This window comes from Vibrio sp. 10N.247.310.17 (assembly GCF_041466605.1).
In the GTDB taxonomy this organism is placed as follows: Bacteria; Pseudomonadota; Gammaproteobacteria; order Enterobacterales; family Vibrionaceae; genus Vibrio; species Vibrio tasmaniensis_A.
The window spans coordinates 26,221-46,717 of sequence record NZ_JBFSTC010000012.1; the positions used below are offsets into that span (position 1 = coordinate 26,221).

15 protein-coding genes are annotated in these 20,497 nt (G+C 45.6%); 2 read left to right on the top strand and 13 right to left on the bottom strand.

Translation table 11 applies throughout. From position 1 onward, the window contains the following. The first annotated feature begins 33 nt into the window (after positions 1 to 33). Both AB6D80_RS05945 and AB6D80_RS05950 read left to right on the top strand, forming a co-directional pair. A complete protein-coding gene (locus tag AB6D80_RS05945; RefSeq protein ID WP_017099483.1) occupies positions 34 to 1,242 on the top strand; it encodes an MFS transporter in 1,209 nt (402 codons plus the stop codon). Positions 1,243 to 1,294: 52 nt separating this feature from the next. Next, positions 1,295 to 2,383: an alkene reductase gene (locus AB6D80_RS05950; protein WP_017102206.1), complete on the top strand. Its 1,089-nt coding sequence runs from the start codon at positions 1,295 to 1,297 to the stop codon at positions 2,381 to 2,383. Between the two features lie 296 nt (positions 2,384 to 2,679). On the opposite strand, the gene rlmJ is transcribed toward AB6D80_RS05950, so the two are convergent. From rlmJ to AB6D80_RS06015, 13 genes are all read right to left on the bottom strand, one after another. Next, positions 2,680 to 3,546: a 23S rRNA (adenine(2030)-N(6))-methyltransferase RlmJ gene (gene rlmJ, locus AB6D80_RS05955; protein ID WP_135442273.1), complete on the bottom strand. Its 867-nt coding sequence runs from the start codon at positions 3,544 to 3,546 to the stop codon at positions 2,680 to 2,682. A gap of 232 nt (positions 3,547 to 3,778) precedes the next feature. Continuing rightward, positions 3,779 to 4,717, bottom strand: a complete 939-nt coding sequence (secF, locus tag AB6D80_RS05960; RefSeq protein WP_372187997.1) for a protein translocase subunit SecF — start codon at positions 4,715 to 4,717, stop codon at positions 3,779 to 3,781. Positions 4,718 to 4,719: 2 nt separating this feature from the next. Continuing rightward, positions 4,720 to 6,519 carry a protein translocase subunit SecD gene (gene secD, locus AB6D80_RS05965; RefSeq protein WP_122046532.1) on the bottom strand — a complete coding sequence of 600 codons (1,800 nt, stop codon included), beginning with the start codon at positions 6,517 to 6,519 and terminating at the stop codon, positions 4,720 to 4,722. A 273-nt stretch (positions 6,520 to 6,792) separates the two neighbouring features. Further along, positions 6,793 to 7,275: a hypothetical protein gene (locus AB6D80_RS05970; RefSeq protein WP_372188040.1), complete on the bottom strand. Its 483-nt coding sequence runs from the start codon at positions 7,273 to 7,275 to the stop codon at positions 6,793 to 6,795. A 269-nt stretch (positions 7,276 to 7,544) separates the two neighbouring features. Then, positions 7,545 to 10,361 carry a M16 family metallopeptidase gene (locus AB6D80_RS05975; RefSeq protein WP_372187998.1) on the bottom strand — a complete coding sequence of 939 codons (2,817 nt, stop codon included), beginning with the start codon at positions 10,359 to 10,361 and terminating at the stop codon, positions 7,545 to 7,547. Positions 10,362 to 10,706: 345 nt separating this feature from the next. Next, on the bottom strand, positions 10,707 to 13,469 hold the full coding sequence (locus tag AB6D80_RS05980; protein ID WP_372188000.1) for a M16 family metallopeptidase: 2,763 nt from the start codon (positions 13,467 to 13,469) through the stop codon (positions 10,707 to 10,709). A gap of 166 nt (positions 13,470 to 13,635) precedes the next feature. Continuing rightward, positions 13,636 to 14,481, bottom strand: a complete 846-nt coding sequence (locus tag AB6D80_RS05985; RefSeq protein WP_372188001.1) for a LytR/AlgR family response regulator transcription factor — start codon at positions 14,479 to 14,481, stop codon at positions 13,636 to 13,638. Between the two features lie 72 nt (positions 14,482 to 14,553). Next, positions 14,554 to 15,588, bottom strand: coding sequence for a sensor histidine kinase (locus tag AB6D80_RS05990; protein WP_372188003.1), 1,035 nt, complete (start codon positions 15,586 to 15,588; stop codon positions 14,554 to 14,556). Beyond that, positions 15,588 to 16,868, bottom strand: coding sequence for a hypothetical protein (locus AB6D80_RS05995; RefSeq protein WP_372188004.1), 1,281 nt, complete (start codon positions 16,866 to 16,868; stop codon positions 15,588 to 15,590). Before AB6D80_RS05995 ends, AB6D80_RS05990 begins: the two co-directional genes overlap by 1 nt. A 9-nt stretch (positions 16,869 to 16,877) precedes the next feature. Continuing rightward, on the bottom strand, positions 16,878 to 17,660 hold the full coding sequence (locus AB6D80_RS06000) for an outer membrane lipoprotein-sorting protein (RefSeq protein WP_372188007.1): 783 nt from the start codon (positions 17,658 to 17,660) through the stop codon (positions 16,878 to 16,880). After that, positions 17,653 to 18,951 carry an ABC transporter permease gene (locus AB6D80_RS06005; protein WP_372188009.1) on the bottom strand — a complete coding sequence of 433 codons (1,299 nt, stop codon included), beginning with the start codon at positions 18,949 to 18,951 and terminating at the stop codon, positions 17,653 to 17,655. The genes AB6D80_RS06000 and AB6D80_RS06005 overlap by 8 nt, the downstream gene beginning before the upstream one ends. Beyond that, positions 18,939 to 19,637 carry an ABC transporter ATP-binding protein gene (locus AB6D80_RS06010; RefSeq protein WP_372188010.1) on the bottom strand — a complete coding sequence of 233 codons (699 nt, stop codon included), beginning with the start codon at positions 19,635 to 19,637 and terminating at the stop codon, positions 18,939 to 18,941. The genes AB6D80_RS06005 and AB6D80_RS06010 overlap by 13 nt, the downstream gene beginning before the upstream one ends. 87 nt (positions 19,638 to 19,724) lie before the next feature. Continuing rightward, positions 19,725 to 20,405 carry a hypothetical protein gene (locus tag AB6D80_RS06015; RefSeq protein ID WP_122046541.1) on the bottom strand — a complete coding sequence of 227 codons (681 nt, stop codon included), beginning with the start codon at positions 20,403 to 20,405 and terminating at the stop codon, positions 19,725 to 19,727. Positions 20,406 to 20,497: the final 92 nt, after the last annotated feature.

Genomic DNA, 20,497 nt, shown 5'->3' on the forward strand with positions numbered 1-20,497 from the left:
CTAACAAACAAGAATTAACACAGGTACTTCACTATGAAACCAGAAGCGATCAATATAGAAAAGATCCCATTCCAAGTTTGGATACTGACACTCGCAGCTTTTGCCATCGGCACCGCTGAGTTTGTTATTGCAGGCATCCTTCCACAAATTGCCACATCCCTTTCGATCACCGAAGGTCAAGCCGGCTACCTAATCAGTGCTTACGCATTGGCTATCGTTATTGGTGGCCCGATCTTAACCATCTACCTCGCACGTTTTAACAAAAAGATGGTACTGATTGGCTTAATGGCACTGTTCATCATCGGCAATATCTTGTCAGCCTTAGCTCCTAGTTACCCACTTCTACTTGCAAGCCGCGTTATCGCAGGCTTAGTGCAAGGTCCTTTCTATGGCATAGGTGCCGTTGTCGCGACCAATTTAGTGTCTGAGAAAATGGCAGGTCGTGCTGTTGGTCAGATGTTCGCTGGCTTAACGCTCGCTAACGTTCTTGGGGTTCCCGCAGGTACTTGGGTGAGCTTGCAATTCGGTTGGCACACAACTTTCTTTACCGTGGCAGCACTTGGCACCATCGCCATGATTTCAATCTTAACGTCAATAAAATCTTCAGGTCACAGCGAAGCGAAAGACATCAAAACTCAGCTGTTGGCATTCAAAAATCCAATGCTTCTCATCAGCTTGGCGATCACCGCTTTTGCTTGGTCTGGCTTCATGACGCTTTACGGCTACCTTGCGCCTATCGCCATGCACATCACGGGTTACGGTCAAGAATCAGTAACTTGGATCTTAGTGATTGTGGGTGTCGGATTAATCATCGGCAACACCTTGGGCGGACGCTCTTCTGACAAAGATTTAGGCAAGGCATCGATGTTTTGGGCTATCGCGATGATCGTTTCATTGGTAGTGGTTGGCCTTGTTGTAGACAACAAAATCCTATTCGTTGCAGCTGCATTTGTCTTTGGTATTGCATCATTTGCGAACGTTCCTGCTATGCAGCTTCGAGTAATGAACCACGGTGGCGAAGGCCAAGAGCTAGCAGCAACCGCGAATATCTCAGCGTTTAACTTGGCCAATGCCTTCGGTGGCTTCCTAGGCGGCATGGTACTCGACAGCCAACTAGGCGCAGGAATGATTCCATTCGCAGCCGTTGTTGTCCCAGTGATTGGTTTGTTGCTTATTGCAAAAGCCAACCGAGCTGAAAGGCCACAAAACGACTCTATCTTCAGCCCTGCGGAATCGAAATAGTGACCACCGCACGCTAAATCAATCAATACATGACCGATACAAGGTAAATACCATGAGCAAATTATTCGAAACAGCAGAACTCAAAGATCTAGAACTACAAAACCGTGTGGTTATGGCGCCCATGACGCGCGCTCGTACAAGCCAGCCTGGAAACGTGCCAAATGAAATGATGGCGACTTACTACCAACAACGAGCAAGTGCAGGACTCATCATCACTGAAGCGACACAAATCTCAGATGACTCTCAAGGGTACTCATTCACACCCGGCGTTTACACAAGCGAACAAGTGGAAGGTTGGCAAGGTGTCACCTCTGCCGCTAAAGAACAAGGCGCAGCGATATTCTGCCAACTATGGCATGTGGGGCGCGTGTCTCATCCAACCTTCCAAAAAGGTGAACTACCAATCGCGCCTTCGGCACTGGCTCCGGTAGAAACTCAGGTTTGGATCTCTGACGAGAATGGAAACGGCAACATGGTGGATTGCATTCAACCAAGAGAAATGACCCAAGCCGATATTGATCGTGTGGTTCAAGATTTTGCTAAGTCAGCGAAGAAAGCGGTCGAGGCAGGGTTCAATGGCGTGGAAATCCACGGTGGTAATGGCTACCTTATCGATCAATTCCTAAGAACTAATTCGAACAAGCGCACCGACAACTATGGCGGCAGCCGCGAGAACCGACTTCGCTTTCTAATCGAAGTAGTGGATGCAGTCATTGATGCGATTGGTGCCGATAAAGTGGGCGTTCGTTTAGCTCCGTTCATCACCTTCAAAGACATGAACTGCCCAGACATCGTGCCAACGATTCTAGAGGCATCAAAGGCGCTGCAAGCACGTGATATCGCTTACTTGCATCTATCAGAAGCCGATTGGGATGATGCGCCTGTGATACCTGAAAGCTTCCGTGTCGAACTAAGAGAGTTGTTCTCTAACCCCATCATCGTCGCTGGCAGTTACACACCAGAACGCGCCGAAGAAGTGTTAAGCAAAGGCTACGCCGACCTCGTCGCATTTGGTCGCCCATTCGTTGCGAATCCAGACCTCGTTTCACGCCTACAAAACGGCAATGAACTATCCGATCTTGATGGCGCCACTCTGTTCGGCGGCAACGAAAAAGGCTATATCGATTACCCTGCGTTGTAGTGGATTTTGAAGTGCTAACAATGCCTTAAGTTTTCTTTCAGGCAAAAGAAAGGCTCGCGTGACTAGTGCGAGCCTTATGCAGTTTAGGGGGTAAACCACAATCTGATATTAATTTGGGTAATTATTTAACTTATGAGCCAGTATGCACCTGTGCGCATTGATGTACTATTTTTATATGATTCATCGCGATAAATCAATCGATAAAAGTTAGAGTTTGGTCAATTTAAACCATACAGATTGAAATGATTTAGCGATCTACATCTCGAAAATCATCATAAAACCCATAAAAATCAGATCTATAGGCTTCTCATTTGCCAATAGCCTTCACCATTGGTCGAGAGTTGGCAGTGTAAATAATCAAGCGTATCTGCGACTATTCCTGAAATGCCTTGTGGTGGATTGAATAACAACAAACCACTGCCGATTAGGCGATCATCCCCTTTCGGGTCTCGAAGGCGAAGCTCCGACTTAATTGGACTTGGCAGCAAACCATCTTTCACTGCAGTAACACAGTGATTCAGAATCAGTGAGCTCTTGTCATCCGTGTAAAGCGGGTACCAAATCAGTGCAGATACCTTTTCTGATTGTTGATACGCTTTAACCAAGGCATCGATCACCGCGAGATATTCAGAATCGGTTTCATAGGGAGGATCGATAACAATCAGGTGATGATTATCGTGTTTTGCTACATCATCAGGCAGCGCTTTGAGCCCATCACCTGCGGTAATAGTGAGCTTGCTTGAGACATCAAGGTCACGTTGTAACGTCTCAATATTAGTTTGCAGTAAATCAGCTTCATCTTGCTGAATATCTGAAAAATAGAAGCTATCTTGGCTACGGCCTTGTTGGTAAGTGATGGCTGCTGAGCCCGGATAGAGAGAGATAAGTTGATTCGGGTTGTAGTATTCCAGCACCGACATAAAAGAAGCGAATGCTGGAGGAAGATAAGCTTTGTTTCGCCACAAGTACCCGACCCCTTCAGCGAACTCACCGGCGTGATTGCTTGGCGCTGTAGTGAGGTCATAACACCCTGTGCCTGAATGCGTGTCGATAACATTGAGGCGAGAGTGTTGCTGCATTAATGATTTAACCAGTGCACTCAATACTGGATGCTTGAGTGCATCACCGTGGTCGCCTACATGACATTGATGTCGATATTCCATTACCTTGCCTCATTTCTACTGACGTCATATAAACATACTTCATATAATGAGGGCTTGCCTGCTCAATCCATTGTTTTTTGAAATAGCCTCTCTTTTAACTAACTGACTGACTCTTATAAAAAATAAAGCCCTTCGTCTTGCTACAAACGAAAGGCTTTGCTGAACTCACTCGTTAGTCCATGAGGACTATGGCTGAGCGCTATCTAATTAGAAGACTTAAGCAATCAGGAAACTAAGGATACTCCCCCTCAACTTCTACTTCTGGTTTCACCTGATAGTGACAAGGCTGCAATCCAAGTAACTTAGGTAGGGTGATGCTTACTGAAATGGAGGACCACGTACCGCTGACAATACCCACAACGAGTGCAATAGCAAAACCTTGCAGCGCAGCGCCACCAAGTAGCCAAAGCGAAGATACGGTGATTAAAGTTGTTCCTGAAGTCACCATGGTGCGTGAGAAGGTCGCTTTAACCGATTCATTGAGCAGGTTGTCAGTATCACCGTTTGGATTGCCGCGAAGCATTTCACGAACGCGGTCAGCAATGATGATAGAGTCATTCAATGAATAACCGAGAATCGCTAGCACGGCCGCTAATACAGTCAGGTTGAACTCAAACTGAGTAAAAGCGAACAAACCTAAGATAAGCGTCACGTCGTAAATGATTGCAGCAAGAGCACCAAGTGCCAAACGCCATTCAAATCGTACACTCAGGTACAGCATGATCATTAGGAAACACACCAATACCGCCAAGCCACCTTGGTCAACCATGTCTTGACCCACTTGAGGGCCAACCACGCTGCTGTTAAGCACTTTTACTTGGTCGCTCACAGAAGACAATGCATCCACTAAGTTTGGCTGTGGAGCGTCTGTCAGTTGACTGTAACGAATTGTCCAGCGATCCTGTTCTGCCATACCAACCACTTGAACGTCTTGTTGAAAAGCAGTGTCGAGCTTGGTTTTTAACGCATCTTTGGTTACTTGATCAGAGAGTTGAACCTCGGCAACCACACCGCCAGTAAAGTCCAAACCCCAGTTAAAACCTTTCACTGCCACCAGCATCACAGAGCTCATGAACAGCACAATAGAAATCACAGACATCACCTTACGAAGGCGAGTCATGTTTTTATCTGAAATATAGCGGTCTGAAATAGTCATTTTTGAAGTACTCATGCTTAAATCCTTACGTCGTGGCGTTGGTCACGCCCCCAAACCAAATTGATGATCGCTCGTGAAGCAAAAATGCCTGTGAACATACTGGTTAGAAGACCTAAGCCCAGTGTCAGAGCGAAGCCCTGAATCGGTCCATTACCAATGGTATATAGAGCCACAGCAACGATCATGGTGGTGACGTTAGCATCGAAAATTGACGAGAATGCGCTATCGAAACCACGGTCGATAGAGCTAGCAAAGCTGCGCCCTTCTTTCATCTTGTCTCGAATACGCTCGAAGATAAGCACATTGGTATCTACCGCCATACCGACGGTCAGTACTAAACCCGCAATACCCGGCAGAGTTAATACCGCACCCGGTAGCAGCGCAATCAAACCAAACAATGTGGTCATGTTAACCACCAATGCGCAGTTCGCGACCCAACCAAGACGGCGGTACCATAGCGCCATAAACGTTAGCGTAAGGCCAAGGCCAAGTGCCAAAGCAGCAAAGCCGTTAGTTACGTTTTCAGCACCCAAAGATGGGCCAATAGTACGTTCTTCAATGATGGTCACTGGCGCAGTCAATGAACCCGCACGCAGCAGTAACGCAAGCTCTTGCGCTTCAGCCAAGCTGCCAGCACCAGTAATTCTGAAACGACTACCCAGTTGAGACTGGATGTTTGCCACACTGATCACTTCACTGTCTTGCTTGCTGTTGCCCGCTCTATCACGACTGTACTCGCTGTACACGGTTGCCATTGGCTTACCGATGTTATGACGTGAGAACTCAGACATTTTCTTACCACCAGAAGAATCTAGGGTAATGTTTACTTCTGCACTGCCCATCTCACCAATGCCACTACGAGCATCAATAATGTGTTCACCGCTCAGTACTGCTTTGCGAGCGACAACCACACGATTGCCATCTGTATCTTTTAGCGTTTGAGTATTGCGAGTTGCATTGTCGTAAACAGAGTAGAACGCCAAAGATGCGGTTGCACCAATCACGTCTTTTGCTGCTGCAGGGTCTTGAACACCAGGCAATTCAATACGAATACGGCTTTCACCTTGGCGTTGAATCGATGCTTCTGTGATGCCTAATTCTTCAATACGGCTGCGCATGATTTGCAGGTTTTGTTGAACGGTTAGGTTGCGTAGCGTTCTTTGCTCTTCTTCTGACTGAGTTAATGTCAGTGACTTATCTGAACGATCACGTAGCCAATGTGGGAACTGTTCACGAATCAACTTTTGTGCTTTTTCGAAATCGGCGTCGGTACGGAAATCAAACTGAACTTGGTTGTTGACCACTTTACCGCGTGCATAACGCACCTGACTGGTCACCTCGTCGACCATCGCTTGAGCTTGTGCGTGATAAACCGGCTCCATGTCCACTTCTAATAAGAACTGAACACCACCACGTAAATCAAGACCTAACTGAATCGGTGCAAAGCCCATGTCAGTCAGCCATTTAGGTGCTGCAGGCTCCATAGCAAGAGCAACCGTCGCGTTGTCGAGGAAGCGCTCATTAAGCACTTCTTTGGCTTTCGCTTGTTGCTCCGCATCTTCTAAGATCACGACTAAACGTTTGTCTTTTTGAAATGCAGATTTGGCTTGGATGCCTTCGCTAGCAAGGTATTGAGTAATTTGAGTGGCGTCGATCGTCTGCTCAGAACGGTTACTGATTTGAACCGAGGCGTCTTCGCCAAACCAAGAAGGTAGAGCGCTTAGAATCATGATGATGATGGTGGCGATAAGCACCACGTATTTCCACTTTGAGTAGTGGTTAATTTGTTTTCTTGGAATGCGTTTTTTCACAGTCAAGATCTCTTCTTTTTACCAATCACCGTAAACACGAGCTCAAAAATAGCGCCGGGAAAAAGCAGTGATCGAGCGTTTTAACCAGCTAGGATGGCCAGTTATTTACTGCGATTGGTATAACTAATGTTTTGCGAACACGAACGACAACTAGTCACAACCAAAACAAGCTGATTGAGTAACAGTGAGGCTAATAATTGTGTGTCGCTATATTGGGTTAATTGGCGAGTTCAACGAGCGCGAGGCGATCATCGATACGACCAATTTAAGGTCAAACGATTAGCTAAGAAGTTCTCGGAAATGCGAGTATTGAATATTGCCCTCTTTCCACCCAGAAAGCCGGGAGGACGGAGAACTCACAATGCTGGTCCAGTGCTGCTTGGAATCCAACAGCGGTGTGTCGAAAAGCAGAGAAGCCAGTAATGAAGGGGGAGAGAAGTCGATCAGTAGATGATAAGCAGGCTCAAGATCGGCCACGCTTTCTTGCTCGTTGCTGAGCATACGTCTGAAGTTTGCAGCCTGGAGGCTCGACTCGGTGTCATGATAGTTGGAACTGTCACCATAAGGCACGGTACCAAACGGAACCTTATCGCACTCTAAGTAGCTCGACGGATTATCCGTAGTGGCTTGTTTACACTGTTTTATCGAGGAAGATTGTTCATTCTGCGAAGATTGCTCTTGAGCCGAATGAACTTGGAATGGCTTAGAAGGAAACGAATAGCCGTTAGAATTCACTAAGCCAAAGCTCAGTAAAAACAACATTAAGACTAATCGGGTACCTAGTTTAAGCAATTAACAATAATCCTGAATGGTAAACACTGCGACAATATATAACAGCTATGAAAGTTACAATTGATTTAGAAACACAACCGAACACATTTGACACTACGCTGACAATTGCTGACCTCCTAGCGCTGTATTCACGCATACAAAGTCGTCAAAAAACAAAAAGCCAAGCAATGAATGCTTGGCTTTAATGGGGTATTTGTCAAAGCACTTTTGGCTATCGTTTTCACGCTCTACGTTAGGCTTTAGGCTTTAGGACGCATGATGTTCTTAACCTTACGGCTGTTCTCACCAAAAATACGCTGTATTAGATCATTCATATCTTCAGTGGATATCGATCTCGCCACGCGCTCAACTTGAGACAAGGCTTCGATATCGTAACCATGAAGTAGATAACGAGACACATACCACGCTTGGTCAATAGAGCTCATCTCGAGAGGCGTGAAGTCAGCTTCAAACTGTTTCACAACCGCTCGCATTTCCTCTTCAGAAACGCCTTGGAGAAGGTCTGCAATCACTTTATCAATCGCCACTTCCACTTTATCAACGTTCTCTGGCGCTATCATCGCACCGACAACCCACTCGTTACTCAACTCACTGTCTGCTGACGCTGAGAATGTATAAGGCGAGTAATCTAAGCTCAAATCTTCACGAATATAGGTATCTAAGCGAGTCGCTAACAAACGTTCCAGTATGCTTTCCATGAAGATATCTTTTGACGTAACAACTTTTTCAACCGTGGTTACAGTACTAGGTTCAGCAATGACTCTTAAGACGTACTCCGCGCTATTCACGTTGTTGATGGCTAAATCAATGCGTGGTTCTGATGGTTGCTTGTAAGCCACCTTAAAGTCAGGGACTAGAGCTTTTTCTAATGGAATAGACGCCAAATATTGCTGAACCAAAGGCTTCAATACGCTTGGATCAATATCACCAACGATCACCAATTGGTTATGCCTCATTTGACCAAACAGTTGCTGATGAATGTGGCTGATATCTTCCACAGAAACCACTTCAACACGGTCTTTATTAACAAAGCGGTGACGGCTTTCTTGACGATAAATATTTTGGTTTATTGCACGTTCAAACTGGCCAACAGGGCTGCTCAAGAACGATTCTTGACCTTGTACAAACTCCTGCTTCACAGCTTCTAGCTGCTCGGGACTTATTTTAGGCGCGGTTATGAAAGTATAAAGCGCAGCAAACGTATCTTTTAGCCCATCTTTTTTGATATTAAATTCAACACCATGACGAGTATTGCCTATAAAAGAATCGGCTTGAATATTTTCACGGTCAAGGTACGCTTGAAGTTCAGAACCGGTCAAATCACCCACACCACTTCGAGCAAAAGTAGGCAATGCAACCTCAACCGCTGGGTATAAGCTTGGCTCCAAAGCAGCCTTTCCCCCCAAACTCATGTACATCACGCCAACATCATCATTCGCCAGTGAGTCACGTAAGTACCACATATCTATACCATTACTTAACGTCCATTTTTGAATGTATGGATCGACAGATATTTGTTCAACCAGTACAACATCGCCTTGCGAACTCGGTACCGCAAAAGCACTGCCCGCCGCAGCAACCAACGGCGCGGTGCCCGTTTCTCTATTAGTACCTATTTTGCTATTAGTACCCATTTCGCTATAAGTAGCTTTCAAGCTATCTAACGAGTTATTGATTGCGGCTCTATTTTCAGCCTTATTCATGCCAATGATCACGAAATAATCACCAGAAAGTATGCTTTTTATGTTGTCATTAATCACTTCAAGACTGACGTTGGAAATGAAAGTTTCCATACTTGCCTGAAAATCTTTCTGTGATTGAACGATTCGACCCGTCACTAAGGCACTTGCCTTATTGTTCGCGTGATCGACACCGTCCTCTTTATCCCAATCATGCTCAATATTATCGAGCAAGTTTTGGTAGTAGTGCTGTTCACCGACGATCTCCGCTTGCGACACACCGTAATCCCGCAATGATGCCAACGTCGAGAGCATCTTTTGCTGAGTCACTTCACGACTTCCAACAGGGAATCCAATACTGGTTGATGAATAAAGCAGAGCACCCATTTCAAGACTGTCTGACGCTATCCATTGAGTCGGCAAAGCCGCATCATTAAATACCGCCTCAAGTCGTTGCTGAATCAATAACTGGGAGGTTTCATCCAACCAACGTTGGTGCTGTTGATCGTGAGTTTCAATGATGTTTGAGCCTCGGTTAAACGTCAGTGAAATACTTGGGGCTTCTCTCTTCGTATACTCAACATAGTCACCTTCGTTGAAAGTGGTGACTGTCTGTTTCACTGGTTTAGGCGTTTCACCACGCTGCCAACTAGAAAACTTCGCTTCAATTAATGGGATCACGGTTTCGATATCCACATCACCTGAAACAACAAGCTCTACGATTTGTGGTTGATACCAAGTCTGGTAAAAGTTGTTTAGGGTTTGAGAAGTGGCATTTACAACCGATTCTTTAGTTCCCAATGCGTCTTGGGATTCATACGGTCCACCTTCAATAAAGTGGTCATAAAACACTTCTGGGAATGACTTATCATCAAGGCGAGCCATACGAAACTCCCCAAGAACCACACCTTTTTCTTTTTCAACTTCTGAACTGGCGAGATCCAATCCATCACCGATGTCTCGCATCCACGTTAGGGCAGACTGTAATTGGACATTATCGGGTAAATCTAGCTGATATACCGTCTCTTCATAAGAGGTGTAGGCATTAATATCAGCCCCAAAACTAGCACCTGCATCTTCAAATAGTCGAATCACATCGTTTTGCGAGAAGTTCTTACTGCCATTAAATGCCATGTGTTCGACAAAATGCGCATAACCTTCTTGTTGACTAGTTTCTTGAATAGAGCCTGCATGTACGACTAAACGAATAGAAACTGGCGCTTCATGATCAGGATAAACATGATAGGTAAAGCCATTCTCTAGTTGGCCTGAAGTCCAAGCCGGGTCCGGTTGGATGAAGGTGTCAGTCGTTTTTGATGTTGAACTACAGCCAACCAGGGTAAGGCATACTGCCGTCGCTAAATAATATGTTTTCATAACAACCTCTTAATGTCATTCATCGACAATATACATCTTGAGTTAATGATTATTATTTAATACTGAACTGAATGAGTATCTTTGTGATCTGGATCTTTATTTTATAAATCATACTCAGTTATATAAGGCGCGAATTGCGAGCATTTAAAAGTCACTACCTAGCTTAAAAGTCAGTAACTAGTTTAAAAGTGACAAGCTTGAAAGTGATGAATTAAAAAGTAACGAGTTTAAAGACTAACCCTAAGCCAAATAAAAAAGCCAAATGACTTAGCATTTGGCTTAGATTCGACATCATATATTCAGGGTGAAAGCGACTTTTCTGAAAAGTCACTTTACTCAATCAGCTTAACTTTGTGGCCTTAACAAGTTCTTCAACTGGTAGCTGTTGTCTCCAAAAATTTCTTTAGCATACTCAGTCATATCTTTACTAGAAATTGAATCTGTCGTGCCCTGTAAGTCAAACAGTGCCTCAACACCATAGTCATGAATTAAATAACGTGAAATAAACCAAGCTTGTTGAGTAGGCTTATATTGAAGTGGCGTGAGGTCAGCCACTAGCTGTTTAGCTGCCGTTCGAGTCTCTTCTTCAGAGATCCCTTTGACAGCTTCAGCAATAATTTTATCGATCGCCTGTTCAACCTGATCTAAGTTTTCTGGGGCTGTTAAGGAGCCCACAAGCCAGTCGTAACTTGGCTCACTGTCTTGAGCGACCGAATACACGTAAGGTGCATAATCCAAGCCTAACTCTTCACGAACATAAGCCGTTAGACGACTCGACAATACGCGCTGCAGCATATCATCCATAAACACATCTTTTGCTGTTTTATCCCGAGCTTGCTGGGAAATTACACGCAACAAGTACTGACTGCTGTCTTCATTGTTGATCGATACATCTATTCGCTCTTCTGAATCCGTTTTATAAGCCACCTCATAATTAGGAGATTCAACCGCTTCTAGTGGCAATGAAGCAACATATTGGCGTACGAGGGGCTTAATTTCAGATGGCTTAATATCAGCAACGATGACAAGCGTATTGTCTCTTAACTTCTGAAAGAGTTGATGCTGTATATCAAGTATATCTTGAGGTGTAACAGCTTCAACATCTTCACTTTCTAGCATGATATGACGACTGCTATCTTGATAGCTATTATGGTTAACCATCTGAATAAACTGACCCACTGGGGTTTCTAGATAAGCCGTGCGATCTTGTGCAAATTCAGATTTTACAGCCTCAAGCTGATCGCTGTCGATTTTAGGTTCGGTCACAATGGTATACAATGCAGCCAAGCCTTCTGCGAGCGTCTTTTTCTTAGTGCTGATTTCCAGCCCATGATGAGTAAAGTTGATGAAGGGATAAATTTGGATGTCTTTGCGTTTCAAATGGGTATTTAATTCCGATCCACTGAATTTACCAACACCACTACGGATCGATGCCGAAATCGCCACCTCTGATGCAGGAAATAAAGAAGAATCTAGTGCTGCTTTTCCACCTTCACTCGCATAATAAACACCAACATTATTACCCACCTCAGGGTTTCGTAAATACCAAACCTCAATACCATTACTCAATGTCCATTGCTGTAAGTTAGGATCCTCACTCACCTGAATTTGTTTCACAATGTCGCCTTGAGATTCTGGCACGCTAAACGCAGAACTTGCGGTAACGAGCAGTGGTTTATTACCTGTCTTTTTATAGGCTTTTCTGACATCTTTTAGCTCATTCTCCATGGCTTGAAGATCTTCCTTAGAAGATAAACCTAACCCCAAAATATAAGGGCTAGAAAGCAAATCATCTAAGTTATCATTCACGGCCTCCAGATCCGTATTCGCAAGAAACGTTTTCAAGCTCGACTTATAATCAAGCTGTGATTGCACGGGTTGGTTAATCACCAATGCTGTCGATTTACCATCAGCATGAGCCACAGCATCCATTTGATCCCAGTTGACTTGAATGTCATCAAGGTTCGCTTGATATTGCTGAAGCACACTCGCCAACTCATATTCACTTACGCCATAGTCACGCAAAGAGGCGAGAGTAGAAACAAACTGCTGCTGACTTTGCTCTCGGCTATTAACAGGAAAACCGACGGTAGTAATCGAATACCTTTGGTATTCTAATAAGTAGGGTGTTGAAGCAACCCACTGCACAGGTAACGCAGCGTCAACAAAGTCAGAATTCAACCTTTGTTGGATAAGTTGTTGAGCAATATCATCTAACCAAAGCTGATGTTGTTGCTCATGGCTCTGTGTCACTCTTTCCCCACGATCAATGACTATCCCGATGCTCGGAGGCTCGACACCAGATCCATACGCCACAAAATCTTGAGTATTGTAATCCACTGACGTGTTCTTCACGGGAACCGGTGTTGTGCCTCTTTGCCAATCAGAGAAAGTATCTTCAATCAAAGGGATCACTTCTGCCAATGTGATATCACCAGAGACAATCACTTCGGTTAACTGAGGTTGATACCAGGTTTGGTAATAGTTCTTTAATTCTTGAACATTCGCTTTAGAAACGGATTCTTTATTGCCAATAGGATCGTTACTTTGGTAAGTCGTCCCTTCAACCAGATGATCGTAGAACTTAAACGAGAGAGGTTTATCTTCAACTCGCGTGTATCGAAACTCTCCAAGTATCACACCTTTCTCTTTTTCGATTTCAGCTTCGGACAGCAATAAACCATCGCCAATGTCTCTAAACCAAGCCAGCGCTTTATCTAAATTCTTATTGTCAGGTAGATCTAACTTATAGAGGGTTTCTTGGTAAGAGGTGTAAGCATTTAAGTCTGCACCAAAGCTGGCACCAGATTGCTCAAATAGCTCGACCACCTCATTTCCTGAAAAGTTCTTGCTGCCATTAAACGCCATATGCTCAACAAAGTGGGCGTACCCTTTCTGTTGTTCGCTCTCTTGCAAAGATCCGGCATGCACGAGTAAGCGTACCGAGACAGGTTGTTCTTGGTCAGGGTAGACATGGTAGGTTAATCCGTTATCTAACTCTCCTTTGACCCAGTATGGATCGGATTTCAATAACGTTTGTTGTTGAGGAGTAGAGCTGCAACCTAGCAATGTGGAGCTCAATACGACGACTAAATAGTATGCTTTCATAACGATCTCTTTGAAGGGCTTTCCTCCAATATATCCGATCGCAATAGCATAATAATTTTATATAAATTCAGTCATTTAAATTTTGAGAGACAATCTGAACATGCATGAAACTGTCAACTTTATAAATTACACAATCTGATAGTCATAGGTTATAGATCGGGTGATTTTACATCCCTTTAAAAAGAGCTTGCGAGGCACGGCTGATCGGTAACTTCTCTCCTGACACATAAGCCGACATTTGGCCTGACAGCCCTTTCTTCACCTTATCAATGGCCGAGACTTTCACCACCACCGAGCGGTGGATCTGCCAAAACTCATCAGGATTGAGCTGGGCGATCAACTCTTTTAGTGACACGCGAAGAATGAACTCCTCTAGAGAGCCGCCTTGGCCTTTTTTGAATATCGAGACGTACTTGTCCTCTGCTTTGAAGTAAGACACATCATCGACGGCGATTAGGTGAATGTCTTCCCCAACACTGGCTTTGAGCCACGTTAGATGTTTCTTCTGCTGTTGGGGAGGCTGCGTTTGCTGTAACGTCGATTGTGATAACTGTTGAAGCTGAGCCATTAACGCCGTGATATCGGGCTGTTCTGCCGTAATACCTGATTGTGTTTGATTGCTCGACAGACGTACTTGAACCTTCTGACAGGTAGCGAGTAGACGCTCTTCGTTGATTGGCTTCAGCAGGTAATCCATCGCATTATGTTCAAAGGCTTTAACTGCGTATTCGTCATAAGCCGTAATGAACACAATCAATGGCGGCGAATCTAGCTTGTTGAGTTGTTTCGCTAGTGATATTCCATCCAGTTCAGGCATACGAATATCGAGAAAAGCCACGTCGGGCTTAAGCTGCTGAATACTTTGCATCGCCTCCAAACCGTTTTGTGCCTTGCTGACGATCTCTAACTCCGGCCAAACCTCAGCCAAACTCTTGTCGAGATGGTGCCTTAACAGTGCTTCATCGTCTGCGATAATCGCCGTTACGCTCGGCTGTATTGCTGGGTAGTTCATGGTTAGTCCTTTAAATTCACACTGTAAATCGTCTATTTTTCGTCACTGTTCTGTGCTTTCTGGTCTGTCATTCTAAGCGGCTGCGTCAGTCAGTGGTAACAAGATCGTAGAGACTACCCCTCCCTCAGCTTGTTCAGTAATCGTTAGGCTCGCCTTATCGCCATAAAGGGTTTCAATTCTTTGACGAATATTGCTTAACCCAACACCATGCCCCGTATTCGCAGAAGGTGTTTTCAACCCTGCACCACTGTCTGACACTTCAATCTTCAACTGCTCGGCTTGTTGAGTAATACGGATATTCACTTGGCCACCCGCCGCTTTAGGTTCGATACCGTGCGTGAGTGCATTCTCGACCAAGGGTTGAATCAAGAACGGGGGAATCACCTGCAAATCGCTAATCTCGTGTGTTTCAATCGAGAACGCTAAGCGCTCACCCAAACGTATCTTTTGGATATTAAGATAAGCGTCTAACAAGTCGACCTCTTGTGCGATGGTCGATTGCTCAGTGCGGCTGTTTTTCAAGGTCACACGCAACAAGTCGGTGAGCTTTTCGAGCATCAACTTGGCTTTCGCGCTATCACTCTCTATCAACACATTGATGGTCGCAAGTGTGTTGAATAAGAAGTGCGGTTCAATTTGGCTTTGCAGTTGCTTAAGCTGACTCAGCACCACCACCTTTTCTTGATCGGCCTGACGACGCTTGGCCACTTCCAATTCGTTATCAGCGCGCAGTTGTTGCTCTCGGGTATAGAAATAGTAATAACAAACCGAACAGAAGATCACACCCAACAAGACCACAGATTTAAGGTCCGAGATATTGGCTCCAAAATATCCGTTTAACCAGTAGTGCGCATTCAAGGTACCAAAGGTCATCGCGATCACCATTGAGATACCCACTTCAAATACCCTGGATTCTGTTTTAAACAACTTAACTAGAATAAAAGAGGAACCTACTGCGCTATAACCAAAACCAAAACTTATCGCGAGATTGACCACAAAGTCGCCGCCCCAAATCGTTTGTGTAGTGACGGCAATGACGAAACAAAACAGAGTGGTCAGCGTAAAGCTTTTGATCCATGAAGCCTGACGGTTTGGAGAAGTGTTCATTAAAATCGTCCTTTGATATTTAAAAGAATCATATGACTATCGGGTAAGTTGGCGTAAGCAGAATCACTTTTACCACCTAGAAAGCGTGCAGCAAGTTCCAAATCCAACGATGAATTGCCATTATCTAAAGCCTGATAGTTGAGCCACTGGGTTGCAATAAAACCGCCATCTTGTGGAGACAACATTACATCAAACGTTGGCGTGATATCTTCAAGCCAGCCATGTGTCGAATCCAGAGACCAGTGAAACATGATGTTGTGCTGAACCAAATTGGCGTGTTGGTACCCTTGAGCGTAAGAACTAGCCAGTGATGCTGTCATCGGATTAACTGACAAAGACTCGGCACTTTCTATTGCGCTTTGCCACTCAGAATGACTCCACGCTCGGCTATCAAACCAGTATTCCAACACCACATTGTGACCCGTGCCATTGGCCCATGTTAGTCCTGCTAACGCTTGATAAGCTTCGCCCTGCTCTTCAAGATAAACCGGTTTATGCAGTGAGTTAGGTTGACTGTAGCCAAGGCTTTGTCGCTGATAAATCACAGAGCCGTGAAACTCCCAAGCGAGGTTCAATACCGACACCAAGCTAGCTCCAAGTAAGCCGTGGCGTACATCGTCGTAATAAGCGACCCATTGATACTCGTGATCACCTACAAGATTGTAACGACGTACCCCAAATCCTTGTTGCTGGTTCTGCTTTTCGAATTCATTTACATCTTGGGAAGTCCATGATGAATCGCTGTAAAGCAGTGTCCACTCACCCGTCATATCGAACAATGACGCCGAAGCTACACCCGCGCCCTCCTCTGCGACAATACCTACTGGGTTTTGTCGATACGGCTTGATGATGTCTAACGGTCGATAGCCATAACCCACGCCCCAATCTAGGCGAACCTTGCCAAGAGTGACATCGAGGTAGTGATCACCGACTATAGAATTAGACAGCTCAACACCACCTTGCCAAAACAACTCACGCACAATGAATTCAGACTCAAAGCTCGCCTCTTGTCCTTGAGGGTTGTTGCTTAGAATATCGTTGGCTTTCACTGCGAACAGACCAAGCCAATTACCATATCCAACCTCTAGATCCAGCAAGCCATTGAATGACTGACAATTATCAGACGCTAAAGGGCTGAATGGCGACCCTCTCGACTCAACGGCTTCTGCACTCAGTTGCCAATCCCACGCTAGGCTCAGATCGTCCGCTTGAATCGTGTTACTCACACAAGACAAGGCGAGCAAAGTCGCGATTGAAGACTTGATGTGGAATCGGTTCATAACGCTCACCTACAGCCCAGACACGCTGTTACGCGATAAGTAAGCAGGGTTGTAGTATTTGTCTTCCAAGCTTTGTTCAATCACTTCGCGATACTCAATCACGGTTTTCTTGCTTGGCTGTATCTTATCGAGCAAGGTCATCGACACCACTGTTGGTAATCCATCACGCTCGCCTTCAGTAAACCAAGCTTGCTTGGCTAGCTTTCCTGAGCGCAGATACAGATCCGCTTTAACTGGAAACGCTCGGTCTGCCGTTAACCACAGATCAATCGATTGATAGCTAGCACCCTTGGTTTTCGCCGCGAGCTTTAAGTGATGGGTATCGAGTGTCTCGCCAGTCGGCATCTCAACTTGTTGCTCGGCAACCCACTCACCTTGGTAATCTTCGCTCCACGTCAGCGTAGAGATATCGCCAACCGAGGCTTCGCCCAACAATTTTTGCATCGGTGTGATACGAATTGGTCGGCGAGATTTCGGCATCAACAGCCAATAATTATCTTCAATCATCAGCATCTTTTGACCAGCCTCGACCGCCGACTTGAACACCACCAACGACTCTCGGTTTGGTCTTGTATAGACGTTGTATTCACGGGTTTTGTCCAGTTCCTCGTCTTGATACAACGCCATCAAAGACACTACCTTAGAAGCTTGTGCGCTGTTCAACCGGTAACTATCCGCCTTGGCGATCATCTCTGTGACTTGTTGTGAATCGACTGCCCAGCTTGGTGTCGATGCTAGAACCAAAACCAATACAGAACCTAAAACAGTGAGTGAACGAGTAAATTTATACATAAACCAGCGCCTCCGTGATTGGCTTATTCACGCCTTTGCGAGCAGAGAAATAAGCAGCCAGCAAACAGATCGTCAGCACACCTAAAGTGGCGTAACCAACCAATTCTAATGAGAAGTAAATGTTGAGTGGGTAACCTTCGGTTCGACCCGGAGGTGGTGGCATTTGGATATCAACCACCAGCAATAACACCGACACTAAGCCACTCACTAACGCGCCGATCGCGCTGCCAATCACAGCCAGCAATCCCGCCTCTTTTAAGAAGCCCGCTACGATTTCAGTGGGGTAACTCCCGAGCGCCGACAAGGTGCCGATTTCACGAGTACGTTCTGTCACCGACATGGTCATAGTGTTAAACAAAGACACGAACACCACCAATGCCATAACAGCACCCATGATGCCGAAGATCCGGTCGTAAAGATCTTTAACCTTGGTGTAGAAAAACGCGCGATCTTGCCACGGAGTGATCTCGATCTCTGTGCCTTGATCGTTTTGGCTAGCGCTATTTCGATCTAAAGTCGCTTGAACGCGTTGTTGAACGGTCGAAGTCTTGCTTGTTTCAAATAGGAACACCGACAAGGTGCTGACTTTGTCTGAGGCCAAAAGCTCTTGGGCTGTGGTGATGTGTACGTAAAGCTGACGCTTATCCAACTCAGGAACCCCTGTCGAATAAATACCCTGCACCTTAAAATCAAAAGCGTTCAAAGCACCGTCACTGGTGGTCGCGAGCAGTGTCACCCAATCACCAACCGCAACTTTGAGGTTACGAGCAAGGTCAGTTCCCAGCATCACTTGTGGCTCTTGGCTGTCGTATCTTGGAGATCTCACATCCGAGAGAGTTTGCCCGCTGCGTACATCAAGGAATGGTCCTTTCATGTCGAACTCACGCTCATTAACGCCCGTTCCCATAAAAATGGTCGACTTGCTGCCATTAGACACCAAACCGCTAAAATAAACTCGTGGCTGCACCCCACGCACATCACTATCGCCAATGATGCTCTTGGTTAGCGCTTGAACCTTGTCCAGACCATTGCTTAACGGCATATCTTCGTCTTGTTCGAAATAGCCCGGCGTGCTCAAGGTGAGATGACCAGTATCGCGCGCGGTCGATTCTCTCAAAGATTCGTAGGTGTAAAGCCCGTAGCCTCCTGCCGACGTCAGCGCAAATACCGCAATCGCGATAATCAACACCGAAAGTAGACTGCGTCGACCATTTCTCAATAAGTTAAGCCACGCCAAACGCACCGAAGTTGGAAGTAAAAACGTGCTCATTCTTTGTGTTAACTTGCCCATGAGATCGCCTCCGTGGTTACAGCTTGTGGAGCCAATTGTCCGTCGATAAGTTCAATGACTCGATCGCAGCGCTGTGCCATTCTTGGGTCGTGCGTTGCGACAATGAAAGTCGTGCCCATTTCGTGGCCGAGCTCTTTCATAATGTCGATCACAAGGTTGGCAGTGTGACTGTCTAGGCTGGCGGTCGGCTCATCGGCAATCACCAAGCTTGGGTTGTGAATCAACGCTCTGGCTATCGCGACACGCTGTTGCTGACCTCCAGACAAGTTGTCTGGACGATGATGAACGTAATCTCCTACCCCTACACGCTCTAACATGTCTTGCGCTCTGGTCTGCTGTTCTTGTTTCGTGCATTGGTTCAACATCAATGGGTAAGCGACGTTTTCAAGCGCCGTCATCACAGGAACGAGATTGAAGCGCTGAAATACAAAACCCAACGACTGACGACGAAAGCGCGCAGCGGCGATTTGCTCTGTTGGATACGCTTTGCCATCAATGTTTATCTCGCCTTGATAGTCCATATCCAACAAACCAAGGATGTTCAACAGTGTGCTTTTCCCTGAACCAGACGGGCCACACAAGGCCACCATTTCACCGCGCTGGATATGTCCATCGACCCCGTTTAATGCATCAACACGTTGACCGCCCGTGACATATGCTTTGCCGATATCTTTAAATTCAATCATTTCGTTGTCCTCTGATTACCAATCCATTCTCAAGCTCTCGCAAGCCGCAATTGAGCTTTCACAGCTGTTATTTGGCTTTGGCAACTGTTACTTGGCTTTCGCTATTAGGGCCTTCGCTGTCATGGTCTCGATGTTTCCGGCATCGGTACTTTCCATTTTTTCAAGCCACACCTGTGCTTGCTCGAAGTCTTCAGCACGAATCGATGCGGTAATGGCATAACGGTAAATCCACGAGGTTGCAGCGAAATGTTGTTGCTGGAAATCATCTTCCGCAAGTAACGAGAGGAACAAGTCATAACCACGATCGAAATGGTTAAACATGTCGGGTAGCGAGGTGTAAGTCACCGCAGCCATGGCGCGAGTTAGGTAAGAATCTGGTAGCCCTTGAACACGAGGTTGCTCATGAATTGGTTGGTCTTCGTCTTTCAGCAGCACCAGTGATTTATCAATGGTTGATAAGCCTTTCTCGACATACTTCATCTTGTTCCAAGGTAAGAACGCATCACGCCCCATCAGGGTTTCTGTGCTTCCTAAATAAACCAAAGTCAGTGGCGTAGCACCATCTTGTTGTAACGTGTCATTCAGGCGTTCGTAAGCCACCTCAACCAGATCTTCATTGCCTTGCGCGGCTTGATTGTAGATATCAAGAACGTCTGAACTTGGGTTAGCCTGCGCCAAAGTGGGTGCGAATGAAACAAGTGCAATCAGTAATGAACGCTTAAGCAGAGAAGTGGTAGAGCCTGAATTAAATGAGTGTGAAGTAGTCATGATTTCTAATCCCTTTCAAATGTTGACGTTGAAAGGTTAACCACAAACTGTCACGCCGTTTTATCAATGCGACGAATGGTAATAACAAGGAG

Excerpts from the sequence above, each read along its gene's own strand:
- AB6D80_RS06005 (WP_372188009.1), bottom strand. The coding sequence starts at position 18,951 with ATGGGCAAGTTAACACAAAGAATGAGCACGTTTTTACTTCCAACTTCG.
- AB6D80_RS05995 (WP_372188004.1), bottom strand. The coding sequence starts at position 16,868 with ATGAACCGATTCCACATCAAGTCTTCAATCGCGACTTTGCTCGCCTTG.
- AB6D80_RS05980 (WP_372188000.1), bottom strand. The coding sequence starts at position 13,469 with ATGAAAGCATACTATTTAGTCGTCGTATTGAGCTCCACATTGCTAGGT.
- AB6D80_RS06000 (WP_372188007.1), bottom strand. The coding sequence starts at position 17,660 with ATGTATAAATTTACTCGTTCACTCACTGTTTTAGGTTCTGTATTGGTT.
- AB6D80_RS05970 (WP_372188040.1), bottom strand. The coding sequence starts at position 7,275 with ATGTTGTTTTTACTGAGCTTTGGCTTAGTGAATTCTAACGGCTATTCG.
- AB6D80_RS05950 (WP_017102206.1), top strand. The coding sequence starts at position 1,295 with ATGAGCAAATTATTCGAAACAGCAGAACTCAAAGATCTAGAACTACAA.
- AB6D80_RS06015 (WP_122046541.1), bottom strand. The coding sequence starts at position 20,405 with ATGACTACTTCACACTCATTTAATTCAGGCTCTACCACTTCTCTGCTT.
- AB6D80_RS05975 (WP_372187998.1), bottom strand. The coding sequence starts at position 10,361 with ATGAAAACATATTATTTAGCGACGGCAGTATGCCTTACCCTGGTTGGC.
- AB6D80_RS05945 (WP_017099483.1), top strand. The coding sequence starts at position 34 with ATGAAACCAGAAGCGATCAATATAGAAAAGATCCCATTCCAAGTTTGG.
- AB6D80_RS06010 (WP_372188010.1), bottom strand. The coding sequence starts at position 19,637 with ATGATTGAATTTAAAGATATCGGCAAAGCATATGTCACGGGCGGTCAA.
- AB6D80_RS05990 (WP_372188003.1), bottom strand. The coding sequence starts at position 15,588 with ATGAACACTTCTCCAAACCGTCAGGCTTCATGGATCAAAAGCTTTACG.
- secF (WP_372187997.1), bottom strand. The coding sequence starts at position 4,717 with ATGAGTACTTCAAAAATGACTATTTCAGACCGCTATATTTCAGATAAA.
- rlmJ (WP_135442273.1), bottom strand. The coding sequence starts at position 3,546 with ATGGAATATCGACATCAATGTCATGTAGGCGACCACGGTGATGCACTC.
- AB6D80_RS05985 (WP_372188001.1), bottom strand. The coding sequence starts at position 14,481 with ATGAACTACCCAGCAATACAGCCGAGCGTAACGGCGATTATCGCAGAC.